Source organism: Saccharopolyspora elongata (assembly GCF_004348985.1).
Classification (GTDB): Bacteria; Actinomycetota; Actinomycetes; order Mycobacteriales; family Pseudonocardiaceae; genus Saccharopolyspora; species Saccharopolyspora elongata.
Genome location: NZ_SMKW01000001.1, coordinates 49,723 through 64,519 on the forward strand (window position 1 = coordinate 49,723; position 14,797 = coordinate 64,519).

The 14,797-nt window shown below is 70.6% G+C and carries 15 protein-coding genes and 2 tRNA genes; 8 read left to right on the plus strand and 9 right to left on the minus strand.

Features of this window, described 5'->3' with window-relative positions:
- The first annotated feature begins 138 nt into the window (after positions 1–138).
- Positions 139–224: transfer RNA gene (locus tag E1288_RS00250), tRNA-Ser, on the plus strand.
- Between the two features lie 109 nt (positions 225–333).
- Positions 334–1,695 carry an FAD-binding oxidoreductase gene (locus E1288_RS00255; protein WP_207954095.1) on the plus strand — a complete coding sequence of 454 codons (1,362 nt, stop codon included), beginning with the start codon at positions 334–336 and terminating at the stop codon, positions 1,693–1,695.
- Between the two features lie 80 nt (positions 1,696–1,775).
- On the opposite strand, the gene E1288_RS00260 is transcribed toward E1288_RS00255, so the two are convergent.
- A complete protein-coding gene (locus E1288_RS00260) occupies positions 1,776–3,563 on the minus strand; it encodes an endonuclease/exonuclease/phosphatase family protein (protein ID WP_132479098.1) in 1,788 nt (595 codons plus the stop codon).
- 305 nt (positions 3,564–3,868) lie between these two features.
- On the opposite strand from E1288_RS00260, the gene E1288_RS00265 reads away from it, so the two are divergent.
- Entirely contained in the window at positions 3,869–4,687 is an 819-nt protein-coding gene (locus tag E1288_RS00265; RefSeq protein ID WP_165967916.1) for an SGNH/GDSL hydrolase family protein, read from the plus strand.
- Positions 4,688–4,737: 50 nt separating this feature from the next.
- On the opposite strand, the gene E1288_RS00270 is transcribed toward E1288_RS00265, so the two are convergent.
- The 4 genes from E1288_RS00270 to E1288_RS00285 form a co-directional block, all read right to left on the minus strand.
- Positions 4,738–4,823 (minus strand) — tRNA-Ser (locus E1288_RS00270).
- A 43-nt stretch (positions 4,824–4,866) separates the two neighbouring features.
- A complete protein-coding gene (locus E1288_RS00275; protein WP_132479102.1) occupies positions 4,867–5,427 on the minus strand; it encodes an RNA polymerase sigma factor in 561 nt (186 codons plus the stop codon).
- A gap of 137 nt (positions 5,428–5,564) precedes the next feature.
- On the minus strand, positions 5,565–6,041 hold the full coding sequence (locus E1288_RS00280) for a nucleoside deaminase (RefSeq protein WP_132479104.1): 477 nt from the start codon (positions 6,039–6,041) through the stop codon (positions 5,565–5,567).
- Entirely contained in the window at positions 6,038–6,526 is a 489-nt protein-coding gene (locus E1288_RS00285) for a tRNA adenosine deaminase-associated protein (protein WP_093267246.1), read from the minus strand. Before E1288_RS00285 ends, E1288_RS00280 begins: the two co-directional genes overlap by 4 nt.
- A 122-nt stretch (positions 6,527–6,648) precedes the next feature.
- On the opposite strand from E1288_RS00285, the gene E1288_RS00290 reads away from it, so the two are divergent.
- Positions 6,649–7,614 carry a prephenate dehydrogenase gene (locus E1288_RS00290; RefSeq protein WP_132479106.1) on the plus strand — a complete coding sequence of 322 codons (966 nt, stop codon included), beginning with the start codon at positions 6,649–6,651 and terminating at the stop codon, positions 7,612–7,614.
- A gap of 444 nt (positions 7,615–8,058) precedes the next feature.
- Here E1288_RS00290 and E1288_RS00300 read toward each other — a convergent pair whose 3' ends face one another.
- Entirely contained in the window at positions 8,059–8,253 is a 195-nt protein-coding gene (locus E1288_RS00300) for an antitoxin (protein WP_132479110.1), read from the minus strand.
- 264 nt (positions 8,254–8,517) lie between these two features.
- On the opposite strand from E1288_RS00300, the gene E1288_RS00305 reads away from it, so the two are divergent.
- The 3 genes from E1288_RS00305 to E1288_RS00315 all read left to right on the plus strand — a co-directional run bounded on the left by E1288_RS00305 (position 8,518) and on the right by E1288_RS00315 (position 10,979).
- Positions 8,518–9,210 carry a TetR/AcrR family transcriptional regulator gene (locus E1288_RS00305; RefSeq protein WP_132479112.1) on the plus strand — a complete coding sequence of 231 codons (693 nt, stop codon included), beginning with the start codon at positions 8,518–8,520 and terminating at the stop codon, positions 9,208–9,210.
- A gap of 34 nt (positions 9,211–9,244) precedes the next feature.
- Complete coding sequence (locus E1288_RS00310) at positions 9,245–10,426, plus strand: cytochrome P450 (protein WP_132479114.1); 1,182 nt, start codon at positions 9,245–9,247, stop codon at positions 10,424–10,426.
- A gap of 82 nt (positions 10,427–10,508) precedes the next feature.
- On the plus strand, positions 10,509–10,979 hold the full coding sequence (locus tag E1288_RS00315) for a YbaK/EbsC family protein (RefSeq protein ID WP_132479116.1): 471 nt from the start codon (positions 10,509–10,511) through the stop codon (positions 10,977–10,979).
- A gap of 44 nt (positions 10,980–11,023) precedes the next feature.
- Here the strand turns inward: E1288_RS00315 and E1288_RS00320 are convergent, their stop codons facing one another.
- Together E1288_RS00320 and E1288_RS00325 are read right to left on the minus strand one after the other, a co-directional pair.
- Positions 11,024–11,809: an SDR family NAD(P)-dependent oxidoreductase gene (locus E1288_RS00320; protein ID WP_132479118.1), complete on the minus strand. Its 786-nt coding sequence runs from the start codon at positions 11,807–11,809 to the stop codon at positions 11,024–11,026.
- Between the two features lie 45 nt (positions 11,810–11,854).
- Positions 11,855–12,868, minus strand: a complete 1,014-nt coding sequence (locus E1288_RS00325; protein WP_132479120.1) for a GlxA family transcriptional regulator — start codon at positions 12,866–12,868, stop codon at positions 11,855–11,857.
- A 43-nt stretch (positions 12,869–12,911) separates the two neighbouring features.
- On the opposite strand from E1288_RS00325, the gene E1288_RS00330 reads away from it, so the two are divergent.
- The gene (locus E1288_RS00330; RefSeq protein WP_132479122.1) at positions 12,912–14,177 is read left to right on the plus strand and encodes an MFS transporter; all 1,266 of its coding nucleotides are present in this window, start codon (positions 12,912–12,914) and stop codon (positions 14,175–14,177) included.
- Here the strand turns inward: E1288_RS00330 and E1288_RS00335 are convergent.
- The gene (locus E1288_RS00335; RefSeq protein WP_132479124.1) at positions 14,146–14,760 is read right to left on the minus strand and encodes an SRPBCC family protein; all 615 of its coding nucleotides are present in this window, start codon (positions 14,758–14,760) and stop codon (positions 14,146–14,148) included. The genes E1288_RS00330 and E1288_RS00335 overlap by 32 nt on opposite strands.
- Between the last annotated feature and the right edge of the window lie 37 nt (positions 14,761–14,797).

Sequence of the window (14,797 nt, forward strand, 5' to 3'; positions counted from 1 at the left end):
GTCGGGTTCGGCGTCCCATGTCACAGACCCTCGAATCGTGCCGCCCCCGAGCCCCGCCAAAGATCCCGACAGGCACCCGTCTCCCCAGGTCATGACCCGTATCCGCTGCTCAGGAGGTCACCTGCTAGGCTTCCGCACGGAGGATTGGCCGAGCGGCCTAAGGCGCACGATTGGAAATCGTGTTGGGTTAATAGCCCTCACGGGTTCGAATCCCGTATCCTCCGCTGGTCAGAGCCCTGGCCGCGGATTTCGCGGCCAGGGCTCTTTCGCGTTCCGCAGGTCGTACGTCCCTGTCCCTTCTCATGGGTTCGCCGCACTGTTGCGGTTGTGGGGATGACCGTCGCGCAGTTGCAGGAGCTGGTTCGCGGGGCCGTGATCGACCGGGACGACCCCGGGTTCGACGAGGCCCGCCGCGTGCACAACGCCATGATCGACCGCCGCCCGCAGGTCGTTGTGCGGTGCCGCAACGCCGGGGACGTCGTCGCTGCCGTCGACTACGCGCGGGAGAACGGGCTCGACCTCGCCGTGCGCGGTGGCGGGCACAGCGTGCCTGGGTTCGGGACCTGCGACGACGGGGTCGTGATCGATCTGGCGCCGATGCGGGGCGTGCGCGTCGTTCCGGGTGCGCGGACCGTGCGGGCCGAGGGCGGCGCGACCTGGGGCGACGTCGATGCCGCGACTCATGCGTTCGGGCTCGCCACCACCGGCGGCATCATCTCCAGCACCGGCATCGGTGGGCTCACGCTCGGCGGCGGCATCGGACACCTCGCCCGCGGTCAGGGTTTGACCTGCGACAACCTGATCTCCGCCGACGTCGTCACCGCCGGCGGCGAGCTGGTCGTGGCCGACGAGCAGCAGCACGCCGACCTGTTCTGGGCGCTGCGCGGCGGGGGCGGCAACTTCGGCGTGGTGACGTCGTTCGAGTTCCGGCTGGCCCCGGTGCGCGACATCTACGGCGGCCTGATCTTCTTCGAGCTGGACCAGATACCGAACGTGCTGCGGGCCTACCGCGAGATCATCGCCGACGCTCCGGAGCAGCTCGGCGCGTTCCCCGCGTTCCAGATCGCCCCGCCACTGCCCTTCATCCCGGAGGAGCGGCACGGCGACACGCTGATCGCGATCGTCGCGTGCTGGGCCGGGCCCGTCGATGCCGGGCCTGCCGCCGTCCAGCCGTTGCGCGACATCGCCCCGATCGTCGCCGAGCACCTCGGAACGATGCCCTATCCCCTGCTCAACGGGGCTTTCGACGTGCTCGTCCCGCCCGGGCTGCAGCACTACTGGAAGGCGAACTTCGTCGTCGAGCTGACCGACGAGATGATCGCCGCGCACGTCGAGCACGGCCCGCGGGTGCCGGTGGTGAACTCGACCGTGCACATCTACCCGATCAACGGCGCCTGCCACCGGGTCGCGCCGGATGCCACCGCATTCGCCTACCGGGACGCGAACTTCGCGACGGTGATCGCCGGGATGTGGCCCGATCCGGCCGACAACCCGGCCAACATCGCCTGGGTTCGCGACTACTACGCCGCGACTTCACCGCACTCCGAGGAAGGCGGGTACGTCAACTTCATGGCCGGCGACGACCAAGGCCGGATCAGGGCGAACTACCGGGGGAACTACGACCGGCTGGTCCAGGTGAAGAAGGCCTACGACCCGGACAACCTATTCCACCTGAACCAGAACATCCGGCCTTGATGCAAAGAAAGACCCGTGAGTACTTCGTGCTGCTGTAGCAGCACGAAGTACTCACGGGACCTGGGCAGGCCGAACGTGGCTCAGAACCGCAGGCGGGCCACCTGGGGGTCGTGGTCGCTGGCCTGGTCGGCGAACTCGGCGTTGATGTGGACCACGTCGTACTCCGCCGTGATCGCCGGGCTCACCAGGATGTGGTCCAGCTGCTGGGAATTGCCCTCGTAGACGTAGCTGTAGCGCTCGGCCGGCGGCAGCGAGTCGGCCAGCGGCACCAGCGACCCGGTCAGCGGCGCCAGGGCCGGGGAGAAGCCGTAGTCGTTGAGGTCGCCGAGCACCACGATCCGGGCCTCGTCGTCGATGGCCCGCACCTCGTCGACGAAGCCGCGCACCGCCTGCGCCTGCTTCACCCGCTGCTCCTCCGAGACCCGCGCCGGCGGCTGGAACCGGCCGTGCAGCGGCTGGTCGCCGCCCTTGGAAGCGAAGTGGTTGGCCACCACGAACACCTGCTCGCCGCGGAACAGGAACTCGCCGACCAGTGGCTTCCGGCTGTCCCGCCACGCCGCGTCGGCCGGGGAGATGCGCCCCGGCGAGGCGCTCAGCGCGAGCCTCGAGCCGTTCTCCACCGGGTGCACCGGCGTCGTCGCATCGCCGCCCGGACGATCCACAAAGGACACCCGGGCCGGGTTGTACAGGAAGGCGACCCGGATGTTGCCGCCGGGCTGACCGCCGTCTGCGTTGTTCTGCGGGTCGATCTGCCGCCACAGGTAGCGCGGTCCGCCCGCCGCCTCGATCGCGTCGGTGAACTCCCGCAGCGTCTCCTCCGCGGCCACCACTCCGTCGTCGGTCGGCCCGGTGTTGTCCTGAACTTCTTCCAGCGCAACGATGTCCGGCGCCGCGAGCCGGTCGACGACGCCTTCGGCGAGCCGGGCGAACTTGGCCGGATCGCTGCCCGCGGCGAGGTTCTCGACGTTGTACGTGGCGACCGCGAGCTCGCCGCGGCCCTGCGACCGCGTCGTCTCCGGCTGCAGACCGCCCGGCACGTGCTCGCCGAGCCGCGCGGCCTCCAGCACGTATCCGCCGAACCGGCTGTAGTCCAGCGGTCCTTCGGTGCCGCCGCGCAGCCGGTCGCCGACGTTCGCGGTGGGGAACGGCGCGTCCGCCAGGGATTCGACCTTGAGCCGGCCCGCGTTCGCGTCGTCGTAGCCGGTGTAGGTGGTGCCCCCGCGGCCGTTCGCGTTCTGCTCGGGATTGCTGGTGATCCACAGCGCGCGGTACGCGTCGGTCGGGCCGACCACGCGCGCGTCGTCCACGCGCAGCACCATGGCCTCGCGCGACTCGTAGTAGTCCAGCGCGTAGCGCTGCGGCTCCAGGTCTAGCTTGTCGATGTTGGCGTCCTGCGGCGCGAACTCCGCCGGAACCGTCGCCGGCCCGACCGCCTCGGCCGGGACAGCACCCTTGCCGGTGACCTGCCAGGTCGCGTCGGTGAGCTCGGTGACCGACTGGTTCGGCGTGGTCTCCGGCGTCTCGCCCGAGGCCACCGGGTAGTACTCCACGACCCGCCCGTCGACCGCGACCGCATCGCCGACCGCCACCTGCGGCGTCTGGCCGCCAGTGAACACGAACAGCCCCTCGCTGGTGCGCGGGTCCGCGTCGGGCGCGGTGTCCTGCAACCAGAAACCGCGCGCCTGGCCGAAGCCGCGCACCCCGGTGACCACGCCCGGCACCCCGGCCACCTGCCGGCCCACCAGCGGCGAAACCCGCGTGGCGCCTTGGATGTCGTGGATCCGGACCTGCTGCTGCGCTACCGCGGTCGCCGCGGGTGCGATGGACAGCAGCACCCCGGTGGCGGCAAGCAGTGACGTGACGCGCACTTCGGCTTCCCCTCGCCAAGCGACATGATCGACGAGAAGTTACCCGCCCGAAGCGACGCACGACACACGATCACGTGAACAAAGCGGCGCCGGACGGCCCGACGTGACGATCACGGCGCCCCGTACGGGCAGGTTCAGACGGCGAGGCCGTAGGCGGTCGCTGGTCCCGGCCCGTCTTGACACATTGGTGAGTGCTCACTAACTTGAAGTTAGTGAATGCTCACCCACCATCTCGGATGCCTCTGGCGGCCCGACCTGCTCCGGCGCGCGAAAGCAGGCCCGGACGCCGCCTCGATCGGAAGACGATGTCGACTCTGAAATCGCGAAAAGGCAGACGCCGCGCAGTTGTCCTGGCGTCGTCGCTGGCACTCGGCGCACTGATCGCGGGCTTCGCCGCCCTGATGTACGCCGCCTTCCTGCGCGCGCCGGAGAACTCCCCGGCCGACTTCCTCGAACGCGGCCGCGCGGCCGGCACGAAGCAGCTCGTCGTGGCCGCGGGTTCGAGCTCTACCAAGGCCACGCTGAGCGCGGACTGGCTGGCCTCGCTGCGGAACCGCTTCGGCCCGCAGGGCTACGAATTCGTCAACGCGGGAGCGAACGGCGACACCAGCGCCGACCTGCTGGCCCGGCTGGACTCCGACGTCATCGCCTGCCGACCGGACGCGATCGTCCTGCTGATCGGCGGCAACGACGCCCGCGACCAGGTGCCGCCGGACGAGTTCCGGACCAACCTGACCGCCGTGGTGGACCGCCTGCGCGCGGGCACGAACGCCCGCATCGCGCTGCTCTCCCTGCCGCCGCAGGGAGAGGACCTGTCCTCCGCGGCGAATCAGGCGCTGGCGTCCTACAACGACGTGATCAAGCAGGTCGCGAACGTCCGCGGCGCCACCTACCTGCCGCTGAACGAGCGCTTCGCCGAACTGCTGCGGGAACGATCGCCGAACACCGGCGAGTTCGGCTTCGGCGGTTCGCTCCTGGTCGCCTTCGAGCGGTACGCCCTCGGCCGCACCTGGAACGAGATCTCCGCCGGGAACGGCCTCCGCCTGCTGACCGACCACCTGCACCTCAACGACGACGCCGCCGCCGAAGTCACCGGCCTGGTCGCCGGCTGGCTCAACGCCTGAACGAAGCGAAGGGCCGGTCCCGCAGATCGCGGGACCGGCCCTTCGTCGAGCGGTAGCGGTGGGATTCGAACCCACGGAGGCTGTTAACCTCACACGCTTTCGAGGCGTGCTCCTTCGGCCGCTCGGACACGCTACCGCCGACTAGGCTACCGGTCCCCGATCCGACCCGGCACAGGGGGTCACCGCCAGGCGCGCATCCTGTCGGCGAGGCTGGCCCGGGCCCGCGACAGCCGACCGCGAACGGCCTGCTCACCAGCGCCGACGCGCTGGCCGATCTCGCCGTAGGACAGGCCGTCGACCTCCGCGAGGACCCAGACATCGCGCTGCTTGGTCGGCAGGCCCGCGAGCGCGTGCCGCAGCGCCAGCACGCCCGCGCCCGCTTCCGCGGCTCGCTGCGGGTCGGCGATCACCGTGGCGGCTCCCACGGCGGCTCGGTGCTCGGGCAGCGCATCGACCGGCTCGGTGCGGCGTATCCGTCGGCGGCGCAGCACGATCAAGCAATGTCGGCGCGCGATCTGGAACAGCCAGGTCCGCAGTGCGGCGGGCTCCAGGAGCTCACCGGCCCGCCGCCACGCCGTCATGAACACGTCTTGCACCACGTCCTCGGCCTCGGCCCGGTCTCCGAGCATCCGCAGCGACATCCCGAATATCCCGTCGGAGTACCGGCGCACGAGCAGCTCGAAGGCACCGGTGTCCCCATTCGCGATGCGCGTGGCCAGAACTGCATCATTCGGCTCCACGTCACCCCTCTGCAACGTGATCAGTCCGCCCTAGTTGAAGACGGACCGGCCAATCGTCACAGGCCGCGATGACGATCACAGCGAAGACAGGGCCACCCGAACCGGTGGAATATGACGAGAGCTGTAACGCTCGGCCGCTACTCGCGATGCGTGGCGAAGAACTCCTCCAGCACCGCGGCGCACTCGTCGGCCAGCACCCCTCCGACGACCTCCGGCCGGTGGTTGAGCCGACGATCCCGCACCACGTCCCACAGCGAGCCCACCGCGCCGGTCCGCGGCTCCCACACGCCGAACACCACTCTGGCCACCCTGGCCAGCACCAATGCGCCCGCGCACATCGTGCAGGGCTCGACGGTGACCGCCAACGTGCAGCCCTCCAGCCGCCAGCCATCGCCGTGCACGGCAGCAGCGGCGCGCAGCGCGAGGATCTCCGCGTGCGCCGTGGGGTCCTGCAGCGCCTCGCGCTGGTTGTGCGCCCGCGCGAGGACCCGACCGGCCTGGTCGACCACGACCGCGCCGATCGGAACGTCCCCTGTGGATGGTGCTTCGGCGGCGACCCGCAGCGCGTCGCGCACCAGCTCGGCGTCGCCGGCGCGGACACCGGATGTGCTCACTGCTCCAGCTTCTCCAGCACCTTCGCGAAGTCGTCCCCGAAGCCGCAGCGCTGGGCGATCATCTCCAGCTGCTCGTCCGGGTAGAGGTCGACCTCTTCGATGATCACCAGCAACTCGCCCTCGGGCAGCCCGAGATCGGAGAGGATCGCGAGATTGCCCTCCGGCCAGACCTCTTCGTCGTCCTCATCGGGCGGATCGATGCGCAGCAGATCGAGGACATCCGCCGCGATGTCGTAGTCCAGCGCCGCGGCCGCGTCCGACAGCAGCAGATCAACGCCGCCGGGCACCGGTCTGATCAGCACGAAGAACTCGTCGTCCACATTGCACATACCGAACACCGCGCCGGTGGAGCGCAGCTCGCGCAACGCCGTGATCGAGGCGTCGAGGCCGGCCAGCACCGTTTGGTCCATCGTGCTGCACCGCCACCGCCCGTCCTCCCGCACCACGGCGACGGCGAAGCCAGCGACCGGCTCCTGCACCGTCATGAGGACACCGTAGAGCGTACTAACGCCACCCGAAAGCACTATTGCGCGCTCGTAACCTTCCGGGCACCGATTCACGCTCAACCGGGTACGTGACCAACGGAGAGTTCGGGCAGGATGGACCGATGCGTGCCGTGTGCGTGATCGGACTGGGACTCATCGGCGGCTCGGTGCTGCGAGCCGCCACAACCGCCGGACGCCCTGCCTGGGGCACTACGACCTCGGAAGCCGACGCCGCCGGCGCCCGGGCCGAGGGCTTCGAGGTCCTCGACGTCGAACCGGCCCTGCGCCGCGCCGCCGAGGAGGAGGCGCTCGTGGTCGTCGCGACGCCGCTGACCGCCGTGCGCGCGGTGCTGCGGCAGGTCGCCGAGCACGCTCCCGGCGCCTGGCTGACCGACGTGGTGAGCGTCAAGGAGCCGGTCGACGCCGAGGTCCGCAGCCTGCTGCCCGCCGGCCGCTACGCCGGCGGCCACCCGATGGCCGGGGTGTCGAGTTCCGGCTGGTCGGCGGGTTCCGGCGAGCTGTTCACCGGGGCGGCCTGGGCGGTGACCATCGAAGAAGACACCACGCTCGAAGCGTGGCGCGAGGCTGCCCGGCTCGCGCTCGACTGCGGCGCGCAGGTGGTGCCGACGTCGGCGGCCTCGCACGACTTCGCGGTCGCGCGCATCTCGCACCTGCCGCACGTGTTCGCGGCGGTGCTCGCGGCGGTCGGAGCCGACGGCGGACCGCTGGCGCTGTCGCTGGCGGCCGGCTCGTTCCGCGACGGCACCCGGGTCGCGGGCAGCGAGCCGGAGCTGGTGCGGGCGATGACGGAAGGCAACCGGATCGCACTGCTCGACGCCGTGGACGACGCCCTCGGCAGGCTCGGCGCGGCCCGCGGCTCCCTCGCCTCCACCGGAGGCCTGAAGTCCACAGTGGACGCAGGTTACGATGCGCGCCGAACGCTCGACGAACTCGCGATCAACGAGCGAGTACGAGCAACGGTCCAACTCAACGGCACGGCCCTGGAGCGCCTGCGAGAGCTCGGCGAGCGCGGCAGCCGAGTCGTGGCCCTCACGGAGACAGCCGCCGAGGTAGAGATCCCGGTGTGACGCCTCGAAGCCGCGCCCCGATCGTCGCGCTCCCGGCGTCGTGCGTCCGCAATTTCAATGGAAATCAGAGCTCTGATTTCCATTGAAATTGCGGCACTCATCCACAGCATCCGGCGTGTCGTGGCCCGACATACCGACGGGTGTGGACAACCACCCGACGGTTTCAATTGAAACTGTCGATCGACTTCGGGCCGTTCGCCCGGGTGCCGGCGGATCTTCTGGGTCGAGTGGCGCGTTCTCCCGAGGGCCGGCCGCACCGGCCAGGAGCAACCCCGGGGTCCGGGCCGATCTCCTGGGGGGTCCGGGCCGATCTCCTGAGGCCGGACACGAAGAGAGGCCGCCCTGTGCGTTGGGCGGCCTCTCCATGATCCGCTCCGACCACTGCGAGCGGGATGGCCCTCACCTCTTCCCACTCTGCAGCTTGGGTCGGGCGGCGATGTTCCGTTAGCGCTGTTCGCCGGGGCCCTGGTCGTCGCCGCCGAGGAACTCCTTGCCCTTCTCGACGGCGTTGTCGATCTGGTCCTCGTGACCGAACTTCTCCTTCGCCGCTTCGGCCGCCTTGTCCAAGCCCTGCTCGATCTTGTCGCCGTGTTCCTTGCCGAGATCTTGCAGGCGGTCCTTGAACTCTCCGAATCCCATGGTGCTCCCTTCGGGGCGGCCGGAAAAGCCCTTTCGGCTGCGTGCTGCCCGCCGAACCTAAGCCCACCGGGGCTCCGGCGCGCGCCGGAGCTCGCCCGGCGGAGGCGCTGGTTGGTGCTTCCGGGTGATGCGTCAAGACCGCGCCAAAGCAGGCCCGGAAGCCATTGCCCGATCTTCCCCGCGAGGTCTATCGTGACCCCATGACCGGTTGACCAGATTTCAAATCTGGTCAACAGATCGAGCCTCGAAGGCAGGAGACGCCCCATGACGCAGCCCACCGAACGTGCCGACCGCATCCTCGACGCGGCCGGGGAACTGATGATTCGGCTGGGCTACCGGAAGGTGACCATCGAGGACATCGCCAGGCAGGCAGGCATTGGCAAGGGCACCGTCTACCTGCACTGGCGCACCAAGGAGCAGCTGTTCGAGTCGCTGTTCCTGCGCGAATCCGCGGACCTGACGGCCGAGCTCATCGACCGCGTGCGCCGCGATCCCGAAGAGGTCCGGCCGCACCGGTTCATGCAGACCTCGTTCCTGGCCACCCAGCGCAGACCGCTGATGCGGGCGCTGGCGACCGGGGACGTGGAACTGCTCGGCAACCTCAAGCGGAGCGATGCGCAGAGCCGCGGCCAGGAGTTCACCGACCGCTACGTCGAGCTGATCACCAAGTACGGCCTGGTCCGCGACGACGTGCCGCACCTCGTCTTCTCGCTGTACGCCACGGTCACCGGGTTCTTCCTGCTGGACAACATCAACCCGGACCTGGCGGCACTGGACGACCAGGCCAAGGCGGAGGCGCTGGCGCAGACCGTCCACCGCGCCTTCGAACCCGACGACGCACCCGACCGCTCCTCGCTGACCGCGGCGGCGGCGGAGATCAGCGCGCTCTTCGACGAGATCAACGCGAACTACCGGAAGTGGATCTACACCTCCGGGATAACCAGCGAGCGCGCCTGACCGGCGGCGCTCGTCCATCAGGAAGGGGCAACACATGACGACCCTCGCCGACACCTGGGGGATCAACGAAGCGCAGTTCTGGCTGCGCGGCGTCCGACCGGAGCAGCCGGTCGAACATGATTCGGCGGCCGGGATCTGGAACGTCTACGGATACCCCGAAATCCTGCAAGCCCTCAGCGACCCCGCCACCTTCTCGTCCGACACCCGGCGGCTGGTGCCCGAGCTGGCCGGGAACGACGAGGGCAACCTCGTCCAGATGGACCCGCCGGAGCACCACAAGCTCCGCAAGCTGGTCAGCCACGCCTTCACGCCCAAGGTCGTCGCCGACCTGGAGCCGCGGATCGCCGCGCTGACCAACGAGCTCCTCGACGCCGTGTCAGACCGGACCGAGCTGGTCCGGGACCTGGCCTACCCGCTGCCGGTCATCGTGATCGCGGAGCTGCTGGGCGTGCCGAGCAGCGACCGGGGCCTGTTCAAGAAGTGGGTCGACGCGATGTTCGCCAGCTCCAACAAGTTCTCCCTCAAGGAGCGTTCGAAGGAGCAGGAGGAGTCCATGGCGAAGGCCATGGAGCAGGTCCAGGAGCTGTCCGAGTACCTGCTCGGACACGTGCAGGAGCGGCGGCGCACGCCCCGCGAAGACCTGCTGGGCAAGCTCGTCGCGGCCGAGGTGGACGGCGTGCAGCTCACCGACACCGAGGTGGTCAACTTCGGGATGGTGCTGCTGATCGCCGGGCACATCACCACGACGATGCTGCTGGGCAACACCGTGCTGTGCCTGGACGCGCACCCCGACCAGCTCGCGGCGGTGCGGGCGGACCGGTCGCTGGTGCCCTCCGCGATCGAGGAGTCGTTGCGCTACTTCAGCCCGTTCGCGGCGGTCTCCCGGGCGACCAACCGGGAGGTCGAGCTCGGCGGCACGGTGATCCCGGCCGACCAGCTGCTGCTGCTGTGGATCGCGGCCGCCAACCGCGACCCCCGGCAGTTCACCGACCCGGACGCCTTCGACGTCCGCCGGGACCCGAACCCGCAGATCGGTTTCGGCCGCGGCATCCACTTCTGCCTGGGCGCGCCGCTGGCCCGCCTGGAGGGCCGGGTCGCGCTGAACATCATGCTCGACCGGTTCCCGAACCTGCGCACCGATCCGGTCGGGGGCCCGGAATTCCTGCCCAGCCCCAACATGACCGGCGTCAGCAAGCTCCCGCTGCTGCTGGGCTGACGGAGGTCCGGGCCCGCGCGTCGGCACCCGTCCGGGCAAAACGACTTGTTCCGGCCGGGCGGACTGGGGAATTCTGCGCGGCATGAGCAATGCCACCGACACCTTCACCGGCTGCCTGCGCGATCTCGGCGTCGCGGGTTCCGTCGTCGAGTTCGAAGCGGAGCTGCCGACCGCGGCGGCGGCCGCGGAGCGGCTGGGCTGCGAGCTCGGCGCGATCGCGAACAGCCTGATCTTCACCGCCGACGACGAGCCGCTGCTGATCATCGCCAGCGGCGCGCACCGGGTGGACACCAAGCACGTCGCGCGGCTGCTCGGGGTGCGCAAGATCCGCCGCGCGACCCCGGAGTTCGTGCTGGAGGTGACCGGGCAGCCGGTCGGCGGCGTCGGCCCGGTCGGGCACCCGCGGCCGATCCGGACCGTGGTGGACCGGATGCTGGCCGGCTTCCCGGAGGTGTGGGCGGGGGCGGGCGCGAAACACGCGATGTTCCCGACGTCGTTCGATGAGCTGGTGCGGATCACCGACGGCCTGGCCGCCGAGGTCGAGAAGGCCTGAGAGTTGCCGATCGGGGCCCCGCGACGCAAGGCGAGCCCGGCGGATCAGACGTTGGGCTCGAAGCGGCCGTCGATCGCCGTCCAGCCGCCCTCCACCAGCTGGAGGCTGCCCGTGACGTACGACGCGGCGTCCGAGGCCAGGTACACCACGGCTCCGGCGATCTCGTCGGCGTTGGCCCACCGCTTCAGCGCGGTCTTCTCCGCGTACGCGCCGTACCAGGTCTGGTCGGACTTGATCTGCTCGGTCAGCGGCGTCTCGAACGGGCCGGGCGCGATCGCGTTGACCCGCACGCCCTTCGGCCCCAGCTCCGCGGCCAGCGCGCGGGAGAGCTGCACGACGCCCGCCTTGGTCGCGGCGTAGATGCCCTGGCCCGGTTCGACCACCTCGGCGCGGAAGCTGGCGAAGGTGATGATGCTGCCGCGGCCGCGCTCCGCCATCCGCGCGCCGAAGTCCCGCACCAGCCGGTAGGTGCCCTTCAAGTTGACGTCCACGACGCGGTCGAACTCCTCGTCGACGGTGTCGAGCAGGCGCTTGCGGACGTTGATGCCGGGCGTCACGACGAGCACGTCGGCGTCCGCCTCGGCCTCCGCGAGCCGCTGGATCTGCGCGCCGTCGCGCACGTCGAGCTCGCGCCGGCTCGCCTCGTGACCGAGGCTCTTGATCGCCTCCACGGTCCCCTCGGCGCCATCCGGATCCACGTCCGCGACGATCACCTGCGCGCCGAACTCGGCCAGCGCCACCGCGCTGGACCGGCCGAGGCCGCTGCCACCGCCGACGACGACCGCCTTGCGCCCGTCGAGCCGGAAGAGGTTGGCGAGCCGATTCGTCATGGTGTTCCTCCCGCGAGGTGGACCGGTGGTCTGACCATCAGATCCTCAACCAGGCGGGAGGACGGCGGCAAGGGTTCCCCGGAAGGTGCCGCGGTAGGCGCTGGGTGACACGCCGAGCGTCGCCTGCAGGTGCTGCCGGAGCGAGGCCGCGGTGCCGAAGCCCGCGTCCGCCGCGATCCGGTCGACGGACAGATCGGTCTCCTCCAGCAGCTGCCGGGCGCGCTCGATGCGCTGCTGGGTGAGCCACTGCAGCGGCGAGACCCCGACCTCGTCGCGGAAGCGGCGGGTGAACGTCCGCACGCTCATCGACTCCCGCGCGGCCAGCTCGCGCAACGTCAGCGGAAGGTCCAGGTGTTCCAGCGCCCACGCCCGGGCCTGCGCGGTCGAGGCGGACTGCGGTTCGGGCATCGGCCGCCGGATGTACTGGGCCTGGCCGCCGTCGCGGTGCGGCGGCACCACGGTCGTCCGCGCCACCTCATTGGCGACCGCCGCGCCGTGGTCGCACCGGATCATGTGCAGGCACAGGTCGATCCCGGACGCCTCGCCCGCCGAGGTCAGCACGTCGCCGTCGTCGGTGTAGAGGACGTCGGGATCCAGCCGGACCGCCGGGTAGAGCCGCCGGAACTGGTCGCAGGACCGCCAGTGCGTCGTCGCCCGGCGACCGTCGAGCAGCCCGGCCGCGGCCAGCACGAACACCCCGGTGCAGATCGATGCGATGCGGGTACCCGGCCGGATCAGCGCGAACGCCGCGGCGAGCTCCGCGCCGAGCCGGCCTTCGGTCTCGGTCTCGTCGAGCTCGTGCGTCGCCGGGACGATCACGGTGTCCGCCTCGGCCAGCGCTTCGGGGCCGTGCGCGACGTGGATCGGGAAGTCCGCGTCGGTGCGCACCATCCCGGGGACGAGTGCGCAGGTCACGACCTCGTACAGGGGTTCTCCGGCGGGCGAGAGGGCCCGCCCGAACAGTTGGTGCACCAGGCCCAGCTCCATCGGCATCACGCCGTGGCGGACCAGCACCGCTACGCGACCGGTCATGGCCCGATTCTTGCACATGTTGGCCATCAGGCCACTCGTTTCGCGGCGGGCGGCGGCGCAGGGTCGGGGCATGACGATCGAAACAGCCACCCGGACGGGCATCCACCGCGCGTGGTGGGTCGCCGCGGTGACCGCGCTGGTGGTCATCGGCGCGGGCGCCTGCGCCACCACCGCCGGTCTGCTCATCACCCCGCTGCACCACGAATTCGGCTGGTCGCGCGCCGCCATCGGCGTCGCGGTCTCGGTGAACATGGCGCTCTACGGGCTGACCGCGCCGTTCTCCGCGGCGTTGATGGACCGCTTCGGCATCCGCCGGGTGGCCGTCGCCGCGCTGCTGCTGATCGCCGCCGGCGCCGGGCTGACCACGGTCGTTTCCGATTCCTGGCAGCTGGTCGTGGGATGGGGGCTGCTCGTCGGCGTCGGGTGCGGTGCGCTGGCGATGGCGTTCGCCGCGACCGTGACGCACCGCTGGTTCGTGGCCCGGCGCGGCCTGGTGACCGGCCTGCTGACCGCGGCCAGCGTCTTCGGTCAGTTCGCGTTCCTGCCGGTGATGTCCTGGGTCATCGACCACTTCGCGTGGCGCTCGGCGACCGTGGGCCTCGCGCTGATCGCGCTGGCCACGGCACCGCTGGCGTGGTCGGTGCTGCGCGACCACCCCGCCGATCTCGGCCTGCGCCCCTACGGCGCAACGGTTTTCGAGGCGCAGCCGGAGCCGGAGCCGGGCGCGGCCCGGCGCGCGGTGCGACTGCTGTTCGACGCGGCGCGGACCGGCCCGTTCTGGTTGCTGGCTGGCACTTTCGCGATCTGCGGGGCGTCCACCAACGGGATCATGTGGACCCACTTCGCCCCTGCCGCGCACGACCACGGCATGCCGTCCACGATGGCGGCCTCGCTGCTCGCGGTCATCGGCGTGGTGAACGTGGCCGGCACGATCGGTTCCGGCTGGCTCACCGACCGGTTCAGCCCGCAACTGCTCCTGGCCGCCTACTACGTGCTGCGCGGCCTCTCCCTGCTGGCGCTGCCCGCGCTGTTCGGGCCGACCGTGCAGCCGGCCATGATCGGCTTCGCCGTTCTGTTCGGGCTGCTCGACGTCGCCACCGTTCCGCCGACGATCGCCCTGTGCCGCCAGGTCTTCGGGGCGGGCGGAGCGATCGTCTTCGGCTGGGTGAGCGCTGCGCACCAGGTGGGCGCCGGGCTGATCGCCTACTTCGGCGCCGTGGCGCGGGACCTGCTCGGTTCCTACGACGCGGTCTGGATCGGGGCCGCCGCGCTGTGCGCCGCGGCCGCGCTGATGGCGGTCGCGATCAGGCGGTCGTCTGGTCCAGATCGGGCGTGAACCGGGCGCTCGCCGCGGCCACTCCGTCGGCGATCTGGTCGCCGTCGGCCGTGCCGGAATCCGCGGTCGCGGCGGCCCACGCCTTGATGACCTGCCGGGAGAACTCCTGCACCGCAGCGGAGTTCTCCCACCCCGGCACGTGCTCGCCCCGGAGGTACCGGTCCAGGCCGAGCAGGTCGACGTCCCAACCCGGGCCGACGAACAGTGCGCCCGCGCCGCTGCTGATCGGCTCCATCGGGACCGAATGCATCATCTCGAGCCCGGTGCCGTCGTCGGTCTCGGCGAGCCGCAGCTCCAGAACACTGTCGCCGAACGTGATCTTCACCAGGCGCGGCGCCGCGCAGCGCAGGATCTGGCCGCCGGCGTTTCCCTCGAACTGGTAGCGGCCGCCTTCCCGGAGTTCGCCGGTGATCGGCAGGAACCAGCGCCGCAACCGGTCCGGTTCGGTGAGGGCGCGCCAGAGTTCCTCGATCGGGGCGGCGTAGTTGCGGCGCAGCAGCACGCTGACCTGCGCGCCACCGACGACCGAGTGCTGGCTGACCACGCGCTGCACGGAGGTGACCTGCCTGGTGATGTCGAACATGTGGTGCCTCCCAGTCCGGACTCCCGCGGGCCATCAT